The sequence below is a fragment of the Pseudomonas sp. LBUM1659 genome, from assembly GCF_059716045.1.
In genome coordinates this window covers 2204599-2222458 of the sequence record NZ_CP166797.1, presented here as the reverse complement: position 1 = coordinate 2222458, position 17860 = coordinate 2204599, and the positions used below count along the sequence as shown (strand labels likewise).

Genomic DNA, 17860 nt, shown 5'->3' with positions numbered 1-17860 from the left:
CTGGAGGCAATGGATTCCACGTCGCCCGTGTCTCCATTTGTCAGTCAAGCCAACGGCCCCCATTGCAGGGGCCGTCTTAATTCATCGAATCAGTGCGCGATGCACACCGATTTCAGCTCGGTATAGGCCTCGAACACCGCACGACCAAACTCGCGCCCCATGCCCTATTGCTTGACGCCCCCAAACGGCATCGCCGGGTCGAGCAGTACGTGGGCCAGAATGGTCGGCTGCACGTAGAAGCCCTCGCCTTCCACCAACTCACCGCCCGACACCACACGCGCGCCTTCGCGGCGAGCCAGTTCGTTGCTTGCGCGATACCAGCGGGTTGATCGCGTCATTGCAGTTCATGCCGGCACCGATTGGCATGGCGCAGACCGCAGCGGCGCAGCGGAATGCGCCGGGCAATGAATAAATGCAAAAACCCATCGCCCAGGCCGGTTACAGCGTTGGCGTGAACTACCAGCTGCAATGCGCCGGTTGCCATTTGGGCAACGGCATGGGCTCGGCAGCCAATGACACGCCTCGGCTCACAGGGTTTGTCGGCAACTTCCTCAAGGTCCCCGGCGGCCGCGAATTTCTGGTGCGTGTACCCGGCATGTCGCAATCGGCGCTGAACAACGCGCAGTTGGCTGACCTGCTTAACTGGTTGATGCGCGACGGCGGCCTGGCAGGTAAAAGCATGCCTGCCGATTACCAGCCTTACAGCGCTGAAGAGGTGGCTGAATTGCGTCACGTGGCTATGCTCAATTTGCCGGGGACTCGGGCAGCGTTGATCAAGGCAATGCGCGCACAAGGAATCGCGATTGAAGACGGGATGAGTGACTGATTCGGCCAGGCGACACGAGGGTACCTGACTGTAAACGAGTGTCATTTCCGCCATTATCTACGCTATTTTTTCTGAGAGGCTTCAGGCGCCTTCCAGTCTTCTAGACTCATCAAAACAGGGGGAGCCACGCTCCGCGTGCGTTTCTATACGCTGATGAAAAACAAGGAAAAATAACCTTGAAAGCTTCGATAATCATCGTCGCGGGCAGCGTGCTGTTTTCGATGTCAGCTTCAGCCACCGGGATTATTCCGGTCTTCGACCTGGATTTCACAAGGTCAGCGGATCAAACGCTGAAAAAACTCAACATCAACGACGGTTGCATTGTTGATGCCCCGGACCCCGTCACATTCACCTACTGCCGGGAAGGCTCGACAACGCTCTGGAAGTATCAAGTGCTGGACCTGCAACAACAGGCAGCGATCCGCACTGTTACCCATCAGCCCCAGATGGGCTATGGACAAATCAGCGTTCTGGAACTCAATAGCGCGGCCTGCGAACACGAAACCCGGGCCGAGGCTAAACCCGCCATTACTTGCATGGCCGTACTCGGTCTGGTCGCGCTGTTTCTGCTGATTGGCTTGCGATACACCTACAAGGTCTTCCGCCAACACGAAAGCAAACGTTCAGAGTCTTCGATACCTCCATGGCAACCAATGACCGAGCATGTGCCTGAACACCATGCCATGGCAAAGGCGTTGGGCGCGTTTGGTGTCGCTGCTGTGATGATGATGGTTTATGCCAGCGTCTGCGTTTTTTAAGACTCGCCACTGAACACGCAAAATCCGAACGTTTTCGGTTTTCTGCGGGGCACTTGCTTGACGGCCTCCCGCTGCGTTTCATCGACTTGAGATTGAAGTGTGATGGCGAGTGGATATCTGCGCGAAGGTGATTATGCTTCAACTATCCCGGCATGCCTGCGAAGCCGTCAGCTGCGTCCCTACTACGTGCAATTTGCAATCCGATGACGTCAGCCCCATGGCCTGGGTGCGGCAACTGATGCGAGGTACTCCGGCCTATAACAAGAGCAATACGGAGAACACTCATGGCCGTAATCGACAGTACAACCACGGGCAGCACGCCCAGACACGGGATAACCAAGGAAGAGCGCAAGGTCATTTTCGCCTCGTCCCTGGGCACCGTATTCGAATGGTATGACTTCTACCTTTACGGCTCCCTCGCCGCCATCATCGCCAAGCATTTCTTCGCGGGCGTCAACGAGACCACGGCGTTCATCTTCGCCCTGCTTGCCTTCGCCGCAGGCTTCGCCGTACGGCCTTTCGGCGCCATCGTGTTTGGCCGGTTGGGTGACATGATCGGGCGCAAGCACACCTTCCTCATCACCATCGTCATCATGGGTATCTCCACCGCCATCGTCGGTTTTCTACCGGGCTACGCCACCATCGGCGTGGCAGCGCCGGTCATCCTGATCAGCCTGCGCCTGCTGCAAGGCCTGGCCCTGGGTGGTGAATACGGCGGCGCGGCGACGTACGTGGCCGAACATGCACCACCCGGCCGGCGGGGTTACTTCACGTCGTGGATCCAGACCACCGCGACCCTCGGTCTGTTTCTGTCATTGCTGGTGATCCTCGCCTGCCGCACCTTGCTCGGCACCGAAGCGTTCGAGGCCTGGGGCTGGCGGATTCCGTTCCTGTTGTCGATCCTGCTGCTGATCGTCTCGGTGTACATCCGCCTGCAACTCAGCGAATCGCCGGTATTCAAGAAGATGAAGGCCGAGGGCAAGGCTTCCAAAGCGCCCCTGACCGAATCCTTCGCCCGGTGGGACAACCTGAAAATCGTGATCATGGCTTTGCTCGGCGGTACGGCCGGTCAGGCCGTGGTCTGGTACACCGGGCAGTTTTATGCGCTGTTTTTCCTCCTGCAAATGCTCAAGATCGACCCGCAAACCGCCAATTTGTTGATTGCCGGTTCGCTGCTGATCGGCACGCCGTTCTTCGTCATATTCGGCAGCCTGTCCGACCGCATCGGCCGCAAGGGCATCATCATGGTCGGCTGCATCCTCGCAGCGCTGACCTACTTCCCGATCTTCCATGCGTTGACCCAGTACGGTAACCCCGACGTGTTCGTGGCACAGGAGCAGAACCCGGTCACGGTGATCGCAGATCCGGGCCAGTGCTCGTTCCAGTTCGACCCGGTGGGCAAGGCCAGATTCACCAGCTCCTGCGACCTCGCCAAGAGCGTGCTGGCGAAGAAAGCGATCCCCTACAAAAACGAAAAGGCGGAACCGGGCACCGTCGCGCAGGTTCGCATCGGTGACAAGGTGGTCCAGAGCTTCGAGGGTACCCCCCTGCCGGCCGCGGAGTTCAAGACCCGCAACGACGCCTTCATCGCCACCCTCGGCACCGCCCTCAAGGAGGCCGGCTACCCCGAGAAGGCCGACCCGGCGAAGACCAACTACCCGATGGTGTTGCTACTGCTGACCATCCTCGTGATCTACGTGACCATGGTCTACGGGCCTATCGCCGCGTGGCTGGTCGAACTGTTTCCGGCGCGCATCCGCTACACCTCGATGTCGCTGCCGTATCACATCGGCAATGGCTGGTTCGGCGGGTTTCTGCCGACGGTGGCCTTCGCCATGGTCGCGGCCACGGGGGATATTTACTACGGGCTGTGGTACCCGATCGTGATCGCGGTAATGACGGCGATCCTGGGCACGTTCTTCCTGCCGGAAACCAAGGATCGCGAGATCACCTGAGGCGGGCAGCCGCCCTCTCCTGCCGTGGGAGAGGGCGTGCCTGTTTTATTTGACGAGCCGGGTTTCCTTGGACGGCCGGTAGCCGAAATAAGAGCTATAGCATTTGCTGAAATGGCTCGGCGAAACAAAACCGCAGGCCACCAGCACGTCCACTTGAGACAGCTCGGTGTGCTGCAGGAGTCGACGCGCCTCGGTGATCCGCAGTTCCAGGTAATAGCGTTGCGGCGTGGTGCCCAGTTGTTCCTTGAACAGGCGTTCGAGCTGCCGACGTGAACGGCCGGCGTAAACCGCCAGCTGCTCCAGCTCCAGCGGTTCTTCGAGGTTGGCGTGCATCAGCTTGACCACCTCGCGCAACGGCGCACTCACGCAGATATTTTCCGCCGGTTTGATGCGCCGGTAGCGAGACTCTTCAAACGCCAGAATGTCCTCGATTCCCTCGACGAGGGCTTTATCGTGCAGCCCTTTGATCCAGTCCAGTGCCATGTGGAAGGCCCCCGCAGGACTGGACGCGGTGAGCCGGGCGCGGTCAATCACATAGGGCTCGCTCGTGACATGCGCCGCTTTGGAAATCTCCGCCAGTGCGGGCCTATGCTCCGGGTGAATGGCGCATCGATAGCCATCGAGCAAGCCAGCGCTGCCGAGGAACCAGGCGCCATTCCACAGCCCGCCCAGAACGACGCCCCGCTCTGCCGCCGCCTTCAACAGGTGGATGAACTGATCGGCGGCCTTCAGTTCTGTGCGGTAGCCGCCACACACGACCAACAGGTCCAATTGCTGAATCGCCGTCGCATCGAAGTGTGCGTCCGGCCGGATCACCAGGCCCAGGTCACTGACGACCTCCCCGTCGTTCAAGCCAAACGTTCGGGAGGCGAACAGGCCGGGACGCAGCAGATTCGCGGTGACAATTGTGTCCAGTGCTTGCGTGAACGCAGGCAGCGAGAAGTGTTCGAGCAGCAAAAAGCCTGTGCGCGTGATTGGCGCTGGCTTGTCTGCAGACTCCTTTAAGTAGCGGAGGTTTTTACCCTTCATGCCACCGCTGAATTGCCGTCGTTCGATCAATGTCCAACCCACTCGATTACGTTAACTACAAAAGTCAAAACCAGCGGATTCATTATGCGACAGATCAGGCGAGCTGAAAGCCGGCCGACGCCACGTTGTTTATTGTGGATTAACCTTGGGCACAAACCCATTTAGGCACGCAGCAACAGGAATCTGGCAGAATTTCACAAGAAGCCATTCGTTGGCTGTAGCAAAGTGTGGTGTGCTGTCACCGGTTTCCCAAGGAACTCAGAAATGTTCACGTCCATTGCCTCGTTAAAAAGAAAACCTCTCGCCCGACTCGCGCTGGCCATCACCCTGGGCACTTTCGGTTTGCCGGGCTGGATCCACCGCGCAGGCCCATGGCGGGGCCGCCGAAATGGTGCCTCTGCAGTCGACCCTTGAGAAATTCGGGGCCACGGTCAAAGGGGACAGTTACGCCAACCTGTTCGTCATTGCCAAGGACGGGGTTTACCTCAAGGTCAAACCGGACAGCAAAGTCGCCATGCTCAATGGCAAGCCCCTGAAGCTGGCCGTCCCGGTGGTGTTCAAACACAAAACCGCTTACATGCCGAAGGACTTCATCAATCAGGTGTTCCAGTCCGGCCTGGACAAAACCTTTGTCGTCGAAACCCGCCCTAACCCGCTCAACCCGCTGAGCGCGGACGAAATCAAGGCGGCTGTGGATGTCGTCAAACAGTCTGAACACTACCAACCCGGTTTTCGATTTACCGAAGTCTCGGTCAATGCGCCGCCCAAGGATCAGGTCTGGAATTTCGCCTTGACCGGTCAGAACGTCACCCAGCCGCGCCAGGCCAACATCGTTGTGCTGGATGGCAAGCACGAGATCGAAGCCCTGGTCGACCTCGACACCAAGACGCTCAAGTCATGGAAACCGGTGGAAGGTGCGCACGGCCGTGCAGGTCAAGCCGCTGGAAATCGTTGAACCGGAGGGGAAAAACTACACCATCACCGGCAACAGCATTTACTGGCAGAACTGGGACTTCCACGTTCGCCTCGATTCGGGGGTCGGCCCGATCCTGTCCTCCGTCACGTATGACGACAAGGGCAAGAAACGCAAAATCATGTACGAAGGCTCGCTGTGCGGGATGATCGTGCCTTACGGCGACCCCGACGTCGGCTGGTACTTCAAGGCCTACCTGGATTCCGGCGACTACGGCATGGGCACCTTGACCTCGCCGATTGCCCGCGGCAAAGACGCCCCGGAAAACGCCGTGCTGCTCGACGCCACGATTGCCGACTACACCGGCGCGCCGACTTCGATTCCTCGTGCCATGGCGGTGTTCGAACGCTACGCCGGCCCGGAATACAAACACCAGGAAATGGGCCAGCCCAACCTCAGCACCGAGCGGCTGAGCTCGTGGTGCGGTGGATCAGCACCGTCGGCACCACGCACCAGCACATCTACAACTTCCGCCTGGACATGGACGTGGACGGTGAAACCAACTCGTTGGTTGAAGTGAACCCGGTGGTGCTGCCAAACGACCGTGGCGGCCCGCGCACCAGCACGATGCAGACCGAGCACAACGTGGTCAGCACCGAGCAGCAGGGAGCACAGAAATTCGACCCCTCGACCGTTCGCCTGATGACCAACTTCAGCAAGGAAAACAAAGTCGGCAACCCGGTTTCCTATCAGCTGATTCCGTATGCCGGCGGCACGCATCCGGTGGCCAAGGGCGCGAACTTCGGCAAGGATGAATGGCTCTATCACCGCCTCAGCTTCATGGACAAGCAACTGTGGGTGACGCGCTATAACCCGGAGGAAAAGTACCCGGAAGGCAAATACCCGAACCGTTCGGACAAAGACTCGGGGCTTGGGCAGTTCACCGCAGGTAACCAGTCCAACGAAAACGCCGACGACGTGGTCTGGCTGACCACCGGCACCACGCACATCGCACGAGCCGAGGAATGGCCGATCATGCCGACTGAATGGGTGCATGTGCTGTTGAAGCCGTGGAGCTTCTTTGGTGAGTCGCCGACGTTGAACTTCAGCGTCCCTAAATAAACACACAACCTCTGTAGGAGTGAGCCTGCTCGCGATGCAAACAACTCGGTGCAACTGGAAGACCGAGGTGATGCTATCGCGAGCAGGCTCGCTCCTACAGGGGATTTTGGGTGGGTTTTAGATTTGGGTCAGTGCTGGCGCAGCCATTCGATAAACAGCGCGAACAGTTCCGACTGCGACCCGACTTCCAATTTCAAATACAGGTTCTTGCGGTGCATGCGCACCGTCTCCGGCGAGATGTTCATCTGGCTGGCCGTGGACTTCACCGAATGCCCCCTGAGCACCATGTGCGCCACTTCCCGCTCGCGCTCGGTCAGCACGTCGCAGCCAAAGTGTTCGAAGGCGGACTGCACGCGTTGCTTCAGATCGTCACTTTCAATGACTGCGCTATGTACCAGGCCGCGACGGCCAAACTCGCTGATGAACTCCCGAACCAAGGGCTCCACCGCCCGTAACAGGTTCAACTGTTCCGCCCGCAGGCTTTCCCCGCCAAACCCCTGAAACAGACTGACCGAGACCTGGCTGTCATGGCCGGTATCGATCAGGTAAAAACTGTCCTCCGAACACCCGGCCTTCAAGTAGTAAGTCTTGTAGTACTCGCTGTCGAAGAAGTTGTCCGGGGCGATTTCCTCCAGGTGATAAAACCCTTCGGCCAGCCCCTGTTCCACCGCCAGGCAAAACGGGTCAAGCAAGTAGCCACCGGAAAAATAGCGGTCGATGATCGAGTCCCGATACTGCTCCGGGATGCCGCGCTGGTACAGCAACTGCGGCGCACGGTCCTTATGTTCGAGGCTGATCATCACCGACTCGATGGACACCAGATGCCCGAACGCCGACGCCAGGTATTGCAGCGCATCAGGCGCGTCGGCATGGGCGAATGCTTCGCGCATGTCGCCATGCCATTTATGCAAGGCCCCGAAGGGCAATGCGATCAGCGTATCGTCGTTGGGTTTGCTCATGCCCCGCAGTCTAGCGGGAGAACCGACGCCGGGTAACCGCCGATTGACCGAACTCATAGCCCGAAGTACTGGCCGCTTTTTTCAAGCTCGGCCGCCACTTCCAGAATGCACACCCGAAGAATCTCGACGATTTCATCGACCTGAGTGCAGGTCAGAATCAGCGGTGGCGACATCACATTGAGGTGCATGATCGGCCGCACCAGCAAGCCTCGGGCTTGAGCCCGGGAGTGAATCATCTCGCCAATGTTGACCTCATCGGCGAACAACGCCTTGGTGCGCTTGTCGGCCACGAACTCCACGCAGGCCATGAACTTCTGGCAGCGCACATCGCCCACCAGAGGCAAATCGCTGAGTGTCGCCAGCCGCTCTTCCAGATAAGCGCCGACCACGTCGACATGCTCCAGCAGGTGTTCGCGCTCGATGATTTCGATGTTTTTCAGCGCCGCCGTGCAGCACACCGGGTGGCCGCTGTAAGTGAAACCGTGGGTAAAGCAGCGGCCCTTGCCGGGCTCGGCGATGACTTTCCAGATACGGTCGGAAAAGATGCACGCGCCCAACGGCAAATAAGCGGAAGTCAGTCCTTTGGCTGTGGTGATGATGTCGGGCTGCACCTCGAACAGGTCGTAGGAGGCGAAGAACTTGCCCAGGCGCCCGAACGAGGTCACGACTTCATCGGCGACAAACAGAATGTCGTAGCGCTGGCAGACTTCCCACATGCGTTTCAGGTAACCCTTGGGCGGAATAATCACCCCGCCAGAGCCCATGATCGGCTCGGCAAAGAACCCCGCGACCTTGTCCGCACCGATGGCCAGGATCTTGTCTTCGAACTCCTGGACCAGAAACTCAAGAAACTGTGCCTCGTCCATACCGTCCGGTGCCCGATACGGGTTGGGGTTGGAGACGTGGTGAATCCTGTCGTTGGCGTAATCAAATTCCGGCACGCGGTCGGCGGCCTTGTTGCCGATCGACATCGTCAGCGTCGTTGAACCGTGATAGGCGTTAAACCGGGCGATGACGTGCTTCTTGTCCGGTTTGCCACGGCAGTTCTGGTAGTACTGGATCAGCCGATACGCGGTGTCCACGGCGGTGGAGCCGCCAGTGGTGAGGAACACGTGATCGAGATCGCCGGGGGCCAGGCTGGCGAGCTTTTCGCACAACTGGATGGCGACGTTGTTGGACATGTCGGAAAACGGATTCGAATACGCCAATTGACGCACCTGATCGGCAATCGCCAGCGCCATTTCCTCGCGGCCCAAGCCGATGTTGGTGCACCACATGCCGCCGACCGCATCGAGAAAACGGTTGCCCTGCGCGTCGTAAATGTAAGCGCCGTCACCGGCCACAATGTTCAGCGCCCCCTGCTCGGCGTGCTCGTCGAACATGTGATAGCCGTGCATGTAGTGGGCCTTGTCGGCCTTGATCAAACGGGCGTCATCAATCGCCGGCAGTACTTTCAACGTTGGAGTAGCCATACAAAAACCTCAAACCGAAGGGTTAAACGATCAGATCCCGCTCTTCACCGTGCTCCAGACGCGGGTGATGGCACGCATTTCCTTGGCGTCCTGAGTCTTTTGCGGAAACAGGCGCTGGCGGGTTTCTTCATCGGGGTAGATCGCCGGATTGCTGCGCACAGCGGCATTGAGCAACGGCGTGGCCGCCGCGTTGCTGTTGGCGTAATGGATGTAATCGGTCACGTCCGCCATCACTTGTGGCTGCATCAGGTACTCAAGGAACTTGTGTGCATTGGCTACGTGCGGCGCGTCGGCGGGGATGTACATGTTGTCGAACCAGATCAGCGAACCTTCCTTGGGAATGAAGTAGGCCAGTTTGATCTTCAATTTGGCTTCTTCGGCGCGGGCCATGGCGGTGGCGTAGTCGCCGGACCAGGTCATGGCCATGCATACATCGCCGTTGGGCAGGCTGGTCAGGTAGTTCACCGAGTCGAATTTCTTGATGTACGGTCGGACGGATAACAGCAGCTCCTGCGCGGCTTTCAAGTCTTCCGGCGCGGCGCTTCGCGGGTCTCGTCCCAGGTACTTCAAGGCCAGTGGAATGACTTCGGTGGGCGCATCGACCAGGGTTACGCCGCAATCGGCGAAACGCGAGACAATTTTCGGGTCGAAAATCATCGCCAGTGAACCAATCGGCGCGTCCGGCATGCGCTCCTTGATCTTGTCGACGTTGTAGGTGATGCCGTTGCTGCCCCAGGTGTAAGGCGCGGAATACACGGTGCCGGCATCAAAGCCCTGCAAGTCCTGCAAGACTTTCGGATCAAGGTTGGTCCAGCCCGGCAGCAACTTCTTGTCCAGCGGCTGGAACACTTTGGCCTTGATCAAAGGTGGCGCAAGGGAGGCATTCAACACCACCAGGTCGTAACCGGAGTGCCCGGTCAGCAACTTCGCCTGAACGGTTTCATAAGCATCAAAGGTGTCGTAAATCACCTTGATCCCGGAGGATTTCTCAAAGTCGGCAAGGGTTTTTTCGCCGATATAATCCGCCCAGTTATACAACCTGAGCGTATTACTTTCGTTCACGTCGGTGGCGGCTTGTACATTGAGTGTCAGCGGAACAAGCAACAGACTGGAAATCACCAGGAGGGCCTTGCGCATAGCAAATTCACCTTATCAAGCGAAGTCGGTTCTGGATGACCGGTTGGCCCCACTATTGAGCGATTGGGCCAATGGCACCATACCCCGAATGGGTGTGTGAACCGTTTGGCGGCAAGCGCTGCAGCGAAAACATGGCAAAAAGCAGCAGTTTCGTTGACTCGTTTTGTCATAGCTCCCAAGCCAGCCGGGCGCTTAGAGTGGCTGCCGGACAAAACAGGCGGGGCATTCCATGAGCGAGCTGATCAAACAAGATCGAAACGAAGGCGTTTTGACGCTCACGCTTGACCGCCCCGACAAGCTCAACGCACTGAATAACAGCCTGTATACGCAGTTGGCTGATCGGCTGCTGGCCGCAGACGAAGACGACGGTATCGGCGTGATCGTGCTCACGGGCGGCACCACTTGTTTCACCAGCGGCAATGATCTGGCAGATTTTCTCGAGCATCCGCCGACTCATCTGGACAGCCCTGCGTTTCGCCTGATGAACGTCGTCATCCACCTGCAAACACCGTTGATCGCCGCCGTGTGCGGAGCAGCCATCGGCATCGGCACCACGCTGCTGCTGCATTGTGATCAGGTGCTGGTGACGCGAAACGCCAAGCTGCGCGTGCCGTTCGTCAACCTGGGCCTGTGCCCTGAATTCGGCGCCAGCCTGTTGTTGCCGCGCCTGATCGGTCACGCCCGCGCCGCCCGCCTCCTGCTGTGGGGGGACAGCCTCGACGGCGCCGCGGCGGTCGCATGCGGACTGGCCAACGAACTGTTCGACGACGGGCAACAATGCCTCGACGCCTCACAGCACCTGGCCCGACGACTGTTGGCGTTGCCGCAGGATTCGGTGCGCCAGACCCGGCAGTTGCTCAAACAGGCATCGTTGCCGGAGTTAAAAGCCACTATTCGTCAGGAAAACCTGTTGTTCATCGAGCGCCTCAAGACACCTGAAGCACAAACAGCGTTGTCCGCCCTACTCAATCGCAGTACAGAAAAGCATTCACCAAGAGGAAAGCCGTAATGAACACCCCGGATATTTTTGTTGTCAGCGCCGCACGTACCGCCATTGGCACCTTTGGTGGTTCGCTTAAAGACGTTCCGCTGGCCGACCTGGCGACCACGGCCGTCAAGGCAGCCCTGCAACGCTCCGGCGTAGACCCGGCACAAGTTGGCCATCTGGTGATGGGCAGCGTGATCCCTACCGATACCCGCGATGCGTACATCTCCCGGGTCGCCGCGATGAACGCCGGCATCCCGAAAGAGACACCCGCCTACAACGTCAACCGCCTCTGCGGTTCCGGCCTGCAAGCGATCATCAGTGCCGCGCAAACCCTGATGCTGGGCGATGCCGACGTCGCCATCGGTGCCGGTGCCGAATCCATGAGCCGTGGGCCGTACCTGTTGCCGGCCGCCCGTTGGGGTGCGCGCATGGGCAACGTCCAGGCCATCGACTACATGCTGGGCATCTTGCATGACCCGTTCCATGGCATCCACATGGGCATCACCGCCGAGAACGTCGCCGCACGCAACGGCATTACCCGTGAAATGCAAGACGCCCTGGCCCTGGAAGACCAGAAGCGCGCGGCATTCGCCATCGCTAATGGCTACTTCAGCGAACAAATCGCTACCGTGGAAATCCAGGATCGCAAGGGCACCAAGCTGTTCAGCGTCGACGAGCATCCGCGCGCCACGTCCCTGGAACAACTGGCTGCGATGAAGCCGGCGTTCAAGAAGGACGGTTCGGTGACCGCGGGTAACGCATCCGGCCTGAACGACGGCGCCGCTGCGCTGGTCATGGCCACCGGTGCCGCCGTGCAAGCCAACAAACTGCGCCCGATGGCCCGTCTGGTCAGCTACGCCCACGCAGGCGTAGAGCCTGAGCTGATGGGGCTCGGCCCGGTGCCTGCCACGCGTTTGGCGCTCAAGCGTGCCGGCCTGACCGTCGCGGATATGGACGTGATCGAAGCCAACATCGCCTTCGCCGCCCAGGCCTGTGCCGTCAGCCAGGAACTGGACCTCGACCCGGCCAAGGTCAACCCGAACGGTTCGGGCATTTCCCTCGGTCACCCGGTCGGCGCTACGGGCGCGATCATCGCCACCAAAGCCATCCACGAACTGCATCGCACCAACGGCCGTTATGCGCTGGTGACCATGTGCATCGGTGGTGGTCAGGGTATTGCAGCGATTTTCGAACGCGCTTAAGTGTTAACGCGATGCCCGGTGCAACGCCGGGCATCGCAGCCGCTTGATGCCGTTTTTACGCGGTGCTGCCACCTGGGTGGTCAATACTCACGGCCTGTCGCGCTTCTGGGAAATAACGTCAGCAGCAATGCCGCCACGCCGCAGAGCATCAAGGTCTCGCCCAACGCCTGGCCCCACGCCGCCAGCATCAGACCACCGCCTATCAAGAGGTAATACAACAACCCGAACAGAGCGCCGGCGGTACCCAGTCGATCGCCGTAATTTACCAGCGCCGAACCGAGGATATTCGGGATCGCCATGCCAAACGCCAGCACCACCACCAGCATCGCCAGCACAAACAGAGCACTGTCCTCTAGCAGCCATACGCCACTGGCACCCACCAATGTCAATGCACCTGCAATCTTCACCAATTGCGGAGCACTCACACCTCGATGCAGCAGCCGTTTGTTGAGCCACGCGCCGAGGCCGGACCCCAGGGCGAGGATCACGCCGCTGTAGCCAAACCATTGCGCACTCAAACCCAGTCGCTGAAACACAAACGGGCCCAGGCTGTAGTAGCTGAACAAGGCGATATTGAACACCGCCACCAACAGCGTCGAACGCCAGATATCGCGATCTTGCAGCATCCGCCACAGCGTCTCGAACAGAGCGGGGGTCGTTACATTCTGCGGGCGGGTTTCCGGCAAGGTTCGCAGGCACCACAACCATAGTCCCGAGGACAACAGCAGCAGGCACCCCACTACACCTTGGTAGCCGAGCGCTTGCACCAGACTCGCCCCGGTGAATAGCCCGATTGCCGGACTGGCCGCCAACGCGATACCCATCACGGAAAACACTTGCGTAAGTTCTGTCCCCTTGAAGCGGTCGCGCAACAGGGTTTGCGTCACCACCGAGCCTACTGCCGCACCGAACGCGGCCAGTGCCTGGGCCAGCAACAGCAGATCGAACGTTCGCGCATTCAGCGCCAGCACCGATGCAATCGCGTACAACGCCAGCCCGGCGAGCATCGAGGGGCGCCGACCAATCCGGTCACACATCCGGCCCCACACCACCACGCCAACGGCGAACGCCAGGAAATACACCGACAGGATTTGTGCCGCTCGCTGCGGGCCGACCGCAAAGGCCTGACCGATGTCCGCCAACGCCGGGCTGTAGAGGGTTTGGGCAATCTGCGGGAACATCAGCAACGCGATCGCCAATCCCAATAAGCTTTTTGAATTCATCACCACTGCTCTTTTCAGGAAAAACTGGCGAGCAGCTTAAAGAACCGTAGCTGGCGTATTATCCAGACCCTGCCAACTTATCGTTGAAATCGGACAATCCATGGCCTGGCTTGATGCCCATACGCAATTCGATCCCGACCCCTATCCCGCATCAGTCATCGGCATCGCTTCAACATTGGGCGATCATGATTCCGGGTTACATCGGCACGAGCGCGGGCAGTTGCTATTCACCCGTCAGGGCTGCACGCGCATCACCCTCGCGCAGCAGTTGTGCCTGTTGCCACCGTCGCGTGCCGCATGGATTCCGCCGGGCGTAGAACACCGCGCCGTCATGCAGCAGAGCGTCGATTACCGCTCCATTTATCTGACGCAAGCGTTGTGCGCCGAGCTGCCGCCACAGGTCTGTGTGATTGAAGTCAGCCCCTTGCTGCGGGCGGTGCTGGAACCCATCGCCCTCGCCGATTTCGACACCGATTGGCAGCAGGGCAAGTTCGTTCATCTGCTAGGGCTGTGCCTGAGCGAAATTCGCGACGCCGTGAAACAACCGATGCTCTTGCCCCTGCCGTGGGACAAGCGACTGGCGCCGTTGCTGGCTGCGCCTGAGCAACTGCCACCGGAACTTCACGTGCTGGAAAAACAGATTGGCGCCAGCGGCCGAACCATCGGGCGAATCTTCCAGCGCGAAACAGGCATGAGTTATCAGCAATGGCGCCAGCAGTGGCGATTGATGCGCGCTTTCGAACTGCTGTCGACCGGGCGCAGCATCAGCTACAGCGCTTTCGAATCAGGTTTCGCCAGCGACAGCGCATTCATTGCGTTCTTCAAAGAAATGACCGGTGTTACCCCCGGCCATTGGCTCAGATAACCACCTGACGACCGGCAGCAAAAATCAATTGCCACCAAATATTACATACGTCATATTACCTGCGTAATAAACACCAGTTTCCTACAGGTAAACCCCATGACCAGCATGCCCAGCCTCGAATCCGACCTTGCTGTCCCGGTGAGCACACCCAAGTCTCCCCTGCTCAAACGGTTGATCCTGCTGACAGCGGCTATCGCTGCTCTGGTATTTGCCGGCCTGTACGCGACTCACTGGTGGACAGCCGGTCGTTTCATCGAAGAAACCGACGATGCCTACATCGGCGGCGACGTCACAGTGATCGGCCCGAAAGTCGCCGGGTATATCGAAGAAGTGTTGGTCACCGATAACCAGAAAGTGAAGGCAGGCGATGTGTTGATTCGCCTCGACTCCCGCGACTACCGCGCCAATCTCGCCAAGGCCGAAGGCGCGGTCGCTGCCGAAGAAGCCTTGCTGGCCAATCTCGACGCTACTGAACAATTGCAGTACGCGGTGATTGGCCAGGCGCGTGCCGGGATCGATGCCGCTGGCGCGGAAACCGCCCGCTCGCGGGATGACAATGCCCGCTACAAGAAACTGGTGAACAGCAACGCCGTCTCGGTGGAAAGCGCACAACGGGCCGATGCCACGTTCAAGACCGCTCAGGCGCACAGTTCGCGGGCCCAGGCCGAACTATTGGCGGCGCAACGTCAGTTGAACGTGATCGACACCCAGAAACAGCAAGCCCGTGCCGCGCTGATGCAGGCTCGAGCCGAACGGGATCTGGCGCAATTGAATGTGGGTTACACCGAGCTGAAGGCGCCGGTGGATGGCGTGATCGGTAATCGCCGGGCGCGGGTTGGCGCGTATGCGCAGGCGGGTTCGCAGTTGCTGTCGGTGGTGCCGTCCAGTGGTTTGTGGGTGGATGCCAACTTCAAGGAAGATCAACTGGCGCGGATGATTCCGGGGCAACGCGTGGTCATCCATGCGGACGTGCTGTCAGGGCAGGAATTCCATGGCCATCTGGGCAGCCTCGCGCCGGCCAGCGGCTCGCAGTTCAGCGTGTTGCCACCAGAAAACGCCACGGGCAACTTCACCAAGATCGTCCAGCGGGTGCCGGTACGCGTCATCCTCGATCCGGCCGACGGCGTGCTCGGCCACCTGCGTCCAGGCCTGTCGGTGACGGCTGAAGTCGACACCCGCAAAAGCGCTGAATCCTCTGCCGTGGCCAGCGCACCATGAGCCGCGCCCTCGCCGTCCCTGCGCAACCGTTCAACCCCGCCGACATGGCGACGGCGACCAAGGTGTTCGCCTTCGCCAGCATGTGTATCGGCATGTTCATTGCGCTGCTGGATATTCAGATCGTTTCGGCCTCGTTGCGTGACATCGGTGGCGGGCTCTCGGCCGGGACCGACGAAACGGCGTGGGTACAGACCAGTTACCTGATCGCCGAGATCATCGTGATTCCACTGTCGGGCTGGCTGTCGCGGGTGTTTTCGACTCGCTGGTTGTTCTGCGCTTCAGCGGTCGGCTTCACCCTCGCCAGCCTGCTCTGCGGCGTGGCCTGGAACATCCAGAGCATGATCGCCTTCCGCGCGCTGCAAGGCTTTCTCGGCGGCTCGATGATCCCGCTGGTGTTCACCACGGCGTTCTTTTTCTTCACCGGTAAACAACGGGTGATTGCCGCCGCAACCATTGGCGCGGTGGCTTCGCTTGCACCGACGCTGGGGCCGGTAATCGGCGGCTGGATCACCGACATTTCGTCCTGGCACTGGCTGTTCTACATCAACCTGGTGCCGGGGATTTTCGTCGCCGTGGCCGTGCCGATGCTGGTGAAAATCGACCAGCCGGAGCTGTCGCTGCTCAAGGGCGCCGACTACCTGAGCATGGCGTTTATGGCGCTGTTTCTCGGCTGCCTGGAATACACCCTCGAAGAAGGCCCACGCTGGAACTGGTTCAGCGACAGCACCATTCTCACCACCGCCTGGATCAGCGGCCTCGCCGGGCTGGCGTTCATCGGCCGGACCTTGCACGTCGCCAATCCGATCGTCGATTTGCGCGCCCTGAAAGACCGCAACTTTGCCCTCGGCTGTTTCTTCTCGTTCGTCACCGGCATCGGCCTGTTCGCCACCATTTACCTGACGCCGCTGTTTCTCGGCCGGGTGCGGGGCTACAGCGCGCTGGACATTGGACTGGCGGTTTTTTCCACCGGGGTGTTCCAGATCATGGCGATTCCGCTGTACGCCTTTCTGGCCAATCGCGTCGATCTGCGCTGGATCATGATGGCCGGCCTGGGCCTGTTCGCGTTGTCAATGTGGGATTTCAGCCCGATCACCCATGACTGGGGGGCTAGAGAATTGATGTTGCCGCAAGCATTGCGCGGGATAGCCCAGCAACTGGCGGTGCCGCCAGCGGTGACGTTGACCTTGGGCGGACTGGCGCCGGCACGGCTCAAACATGCGTCGGGGTTGTTCAATCTGATGCGTAACCTTGGGGGCGCCATCGGCATCGCCGCCTGCGCGACCATCCTCAACGACCGCACCAACCTGCATTTCACCCGGCTGGCGGAACACCTCAACAGCACCAATGAAGCACTGAATCAGTGGCTGTCGCAGGTCGGCAACAACTTCGCCGCCCTCGGCCAGGGCGGTGACACTGGCGTCACCGCCAGCCTGCATCAGCTATGGCTGTTGACCTATCGCGAAGCCCAGACACAAACCTATGGCGACGCGTTTTTGATGATCATGGTCTGCTTCATCATCGCCACGGCGATGGTGCCCCTGATGCGCAAGGTGCAACCACCAGCCGCGCCGTCAGCGGATGCTCACTGATCAGGCTTGAGGCATTTTGCGAAAACCAATCGCCAGACGATTCCAGGCGTTGATGGTGGTAATGGCCACGGTCAGATCGACCATTTCTTTCGGGCTGAACTCGGAGGTTGCCAGCTCGTAGTCCTCATCCGCCGCATGGGTCTGGCTCACCAGCGTCAAGGATTCAGTCCAGGCCAGTGCCGCGCGTTCACGCGGGGTGAAGAACGGCGTTTCACGCCAGGCCGACAGCGTAGACAGACGGCGCTCGTCTTCACCACCCTTGCGGGCATCGGCGCTGTGCATGTCGAGGCAGAAGGCGCAGCCGTTGATTTGCGAAGTGCGCAGCTTGACCAGTTCGATCAGGTTCTTTTCCAGCGGCAACTTCGAAACAGCGGTTTCCAGGGCGATCATGGCTTTGAGCGCATCGGGGGAAGCGGTGTAGAAATCGATACGAGGTTTCATGGTGGACTCCGATAGCAAGTGAGGGTGGAGTCACGTTAATCCGGCCTGCCCTTCTGACAAATAGCCAATATTCCAGAAGTCGAGGAGGCCATTGGAGACCAATGAGAAATTAGCCGGGACAGAAATTACCATCGTCGGAACGCCGCCCGGAGCAGGGCTCACG

13 protein-coding genes and 3 pseudogenes are annotated in these 17860 nt (G+C 59.6%); 9 read left to right on the top strand and 7 right to left on the bottom strand.

Annotated elements, in window-relative coordinates; genetic code table 11:
* Window positions 1–89: 89 nt before the first annotated feature.
* Window positions 90–384 (bottom strand): annotated as a pseudogene (locus ACA048_RS09965) (aldehyde dehydrogenase family protein); the annotation flags it as partial.
* Between ACA048_RS09965 and ACA048_RS09960 the strand changes: the two are divergent.
* The 3 genes and pseudogenes from ACA048_RS09960 to ACA048_RS09950 all read left to right on the top strand — a co-directional run bounded on the left by ACA048_RS09960 (window position 347) and on the right by ACA048_RS09950 (window position 3539).
* Window positions 347–826 (top strand): annotated as a pseudogene (locus ACA048_RS09960) (cytochrome C). The pseudogenes ACA048_RS09965 and ACA048_RS09960 overlap by 38 nt on opposite strands.
* A 176-nt stretch (window positions 827–1002) precedes the next feature.
* On the top strand, window positions 1003–1584 hold the full coding sequence (locus tag ACA048_RS09955) for a hypothetical protein (protein ID WP_497628958.1): 582 nt from the start codon (window positions 1003–1005) through the stop codon (window positions 1582–1584).
* A 284-nt stretch (window positions 1585–1868) separates the two neighbouring features.
* On the top strand, window positions 1869–3539 hold the full coding sequence (locus ACA048_RS09950; protein ID WP_497628957.1) for an MFS transporter: 1671 nt from the start codon (window positions 1869–1871) through the stop codon (window positions 3537–3539).
* Window positions 3540–3584: 45 nt separating this feature from the next.
* On the opposite strand, the gene ACA048_RS09945 is transcribed toward ACA048_RS09950, so the two are convergent.
* Window positions 3585–4598 (bottom strand): GlxA family transcriptional regulator, encoded by a 1014-nt coding sequence (locus tag ACA048_RS09945; RefSeq protein WP_497628956.1) that lies wholly within the window; start codon window positions 4596–4598, stop codon window positions 3585–3587.
* A gap of 234 nt (window positions 4599–4832) precedes the next feature.
* Between ACA048_RS09945 and ACA048_RS09940 the strand changes: the two are divergent.
* Window positions 4833–6603 (top strand): annotated as a pseudogene (locus tag ACA048_RS09940) (copper amine oxidase).
* 128 nt (window positions 6604–6731) lie between these two features.
* On the opposite strand, the gene ACA048_RS09935 reads toward ACA048_RS09940, so the two are convergent.
* Genes ACA048_RS09935 through ACA048_RS09925 form a run of 3 tightly spaced genes read right to left on the bottom strand, consistent with a single transcriptional unit; the run spans window position 6732 to window position 10171 of the window.
* Window positions 6732–7619: a helix-turn-helix transcriptional regulator gene (locus tag ACA048_RS09935; RefSeq protein ID WP_497628955.1), complete on the bottom strand. Its 888-nt coding sequence runs from the start codon at window positions 7617–7619 to the stop codon at window positions 6732–6734.
* Window positions 7616–9034, bottom strand: coding sequence for an aminotransferase (locus ACA048_RS09930; RefSeq protein ID WP_497628954.1), 1419 nt, complete (start codon window positions 9032–9034; stop codon window positions 7616–7618). The genes ACA048_RS09935 and ACA048_RS09930 overlap by 4 nt, the downstream gene beginning before the upstream one ends.
* A gap of 30 nt (window positions 9035–9064) precedes the next feature.
* Complete coding sequence (locus tag ACA048_RS09925; protein WP_497628953.1) at window positions 9065–10171, bottom strand: polyamine ABC transporter substrate-binding protein; 1107 nt, start codon at window positions 10169–10171, stop codon at window positions 9065–9067.
* Window positions 10172–10400: 229 nt separating this feature from the next.
* Here ACA048_RS09925 and ACA048_RS09920 point away from each other — a divergent pair, with 229 nt between their 5' ends.
* The gene (locus ACA048_RS09920) at window positions 10401–11180 is read left to right on the top strand and encodes an enoyl-CoA hydratase (RefSeq protein WP_497628952.1); all 780 of its coding nucleotides are present in this window, start codon (window positions 10401–10403) and stop codon (window positions 11178–11180) included.
* Window positions 11180–12361: an acetyl-CoA C-acyltransferase family protein gene (locus ACA048_RS09915; RefSeq protein ID WP_497628951.1), complete on the top strand. Its 1182-nt coding sequence runs from the start codon at window positions 11180–11182 to the stop codon at window positions 12359–12361. The genes ACA048_RS09920 and ACA048_RS09915 overlap by 1 nt, the downstream gene beginning before the upstream one ends.
* An 80-nt stretch (window positions 12362–12441) precedes the next feature.
* Here the strand turns inward: ACA048_RS09915 and ACA048_RS09910 are convergent, their stop codons facing one another.
* Window positions 12442–13584, bottom strand: a complete 1143-nt coding sequence (locus ACA048_RS09910; RefSeq protein WP_497628950.1) for an MFS transporter — start codon at window positions 13582–13584, stop codon at window positions 12442–12444.
* Window positions 13585–13684: 100 nt separating this feature from the next.
* On the opposite strand from ACA048_RS09910, the gene ACA048_RS09905 reads away from it, so the two are divergent.
* The 3 genes from ACA048_RS09905 to ACA048_RS09895 all read left to right on the top strand — a co-directional run bounded on the left by ACA048_RS09905 (window position 13685) and on the right by ACA048_RS09895 (window position 17256).
* The gene (locus ACA048_RS09905) at window positions 13685–14449 is read left to right on the top strand and encodes an AraC family transcriptional regulator (RefSeq protein WP_497628949.1); all 765 of its coding nucleotides are present in this window, start codon (window positions 13685–13687) and stop codon (window positions 14447–14449) included.
* 96 nt (window positions 14450–14545) lie between these two features.
* A complete protein-coding gene (locus tag ACA048_RS09900) occupies window positions 14546–15667 on the top strand; it encodes an HlyD family secretion protein (RefSeq protein ID WP_497628948.1) in 1122 nt (373 codons plus the stop codon).
* Entirely contained in the window at window positions 15664–17256 is a 1593-nt protein-coding gene (locus tag ACA048_RS09895; protein WP_497628947.1) for a DHA2 family efflux MFS transporter permease subunit, read from the top strand. The genes ACA048_RS09900 and ACA048_RS09895 overlap by 4 nt, the downstream gene beginning before the upstream one ends.
* Here the strand turns inward: ACA048_RS09895 and ACA048_RS09890 are convergent, their stop codons facing one another.
* Window positions 17257–17697, bottom strand: a complete 441-nt coding sequence (locus ACA048_RS09890; protein ID WP_497628946.1) for a carboxymuconolactone decarboxylase family protein — start codon at window positions 17695–17697, stop codon at window positions 17257–17259.
* Window positions 17698–17860: the final 163 nt, after the last annotated feature.

Excerpts from the sequence above, each read along its gene's own strand:
- ACA048_RS09950 (WP_497628957.1), top strand. The coding sequence starts at position 1,869 with ATGGCCGTAATCGACAGTACAACCACGGGCAGCACGCCCAGACACGGG.
- ACA048_RS09935 (WP_497628955.1), bottom strand. The coding sequence starts at position 7,619 with ATGAGTTCGGTCAATCGGCGGTTACCCGGCGTCGGTTCTCCCGCTAGA.
- ACA048_RS09930 (WP_497628954.1), bottom strand. The coding sequence starts at position 9,034 with ATGGCTACTCCAACGTTGAAAGTACTGCCGGCGATTGATGACGCCCGT.
- ACA048_RS09925 (WP_497628953.1), bottom strand. The coding sequence starts at position 10,171 with ATGCGCAAGGCCCTCCTGGTGATTTCCAGTCTGTTGCTTGTTCCGCTG.
- ACA048_RS09920 (WP_497628952.1), top strand. The coding sequence starts at position 10,401 with ATGAGCGAGCTGATCAAACAAGATCGAAACGAAGGCGTTTTGACGCTC.
- ACA048_RS09915 (WP_497628951.1), top strand. The coding sequence starts at position 11,180 with ATGAACACCCCGGATATTTTTGTTGTCAGCGCCGCACGTACCGCCATT.
- ACA048_RS09910 (WP_497628950.1), bottom strand. The coding sequence starts at position 13,584 with ATGAATTCAAAAAGCTTATTGGGATTGGCGATCGCGTTGCTGATGTTC.
- ACA048_RS09905 (WP_497628949.1), top strand. The coding sequence starts at position 13,685 with ATGGCCTGGCTTGATGCCCATACGCAATTCGATCCCGACCCCTATCCC.
- ACA048_RS09900 (WP_497628948.1), top strand. The coding sequence starts at position 14,546 with ATGACCAGCATGCCCAGCCTCGAATCCGACCTTGCTGTCCCGGTGAGC.
- ACA048_RS09895 (WP_497628947.1), top strand. The coding sequence starts at position 15,664 with ATGAGCCGCGCCCTCGCCGTCCCTGCGCAACCGTTCAACCCCGCCGAC.
- ACA048_RS09890 (WP_497628946.1), bottom strand. The coding sequence starts at position 17,697 with ATGAAACCTCGTATCGATTTCTACACCGCTTCCCCCGATGCGCTCAAA.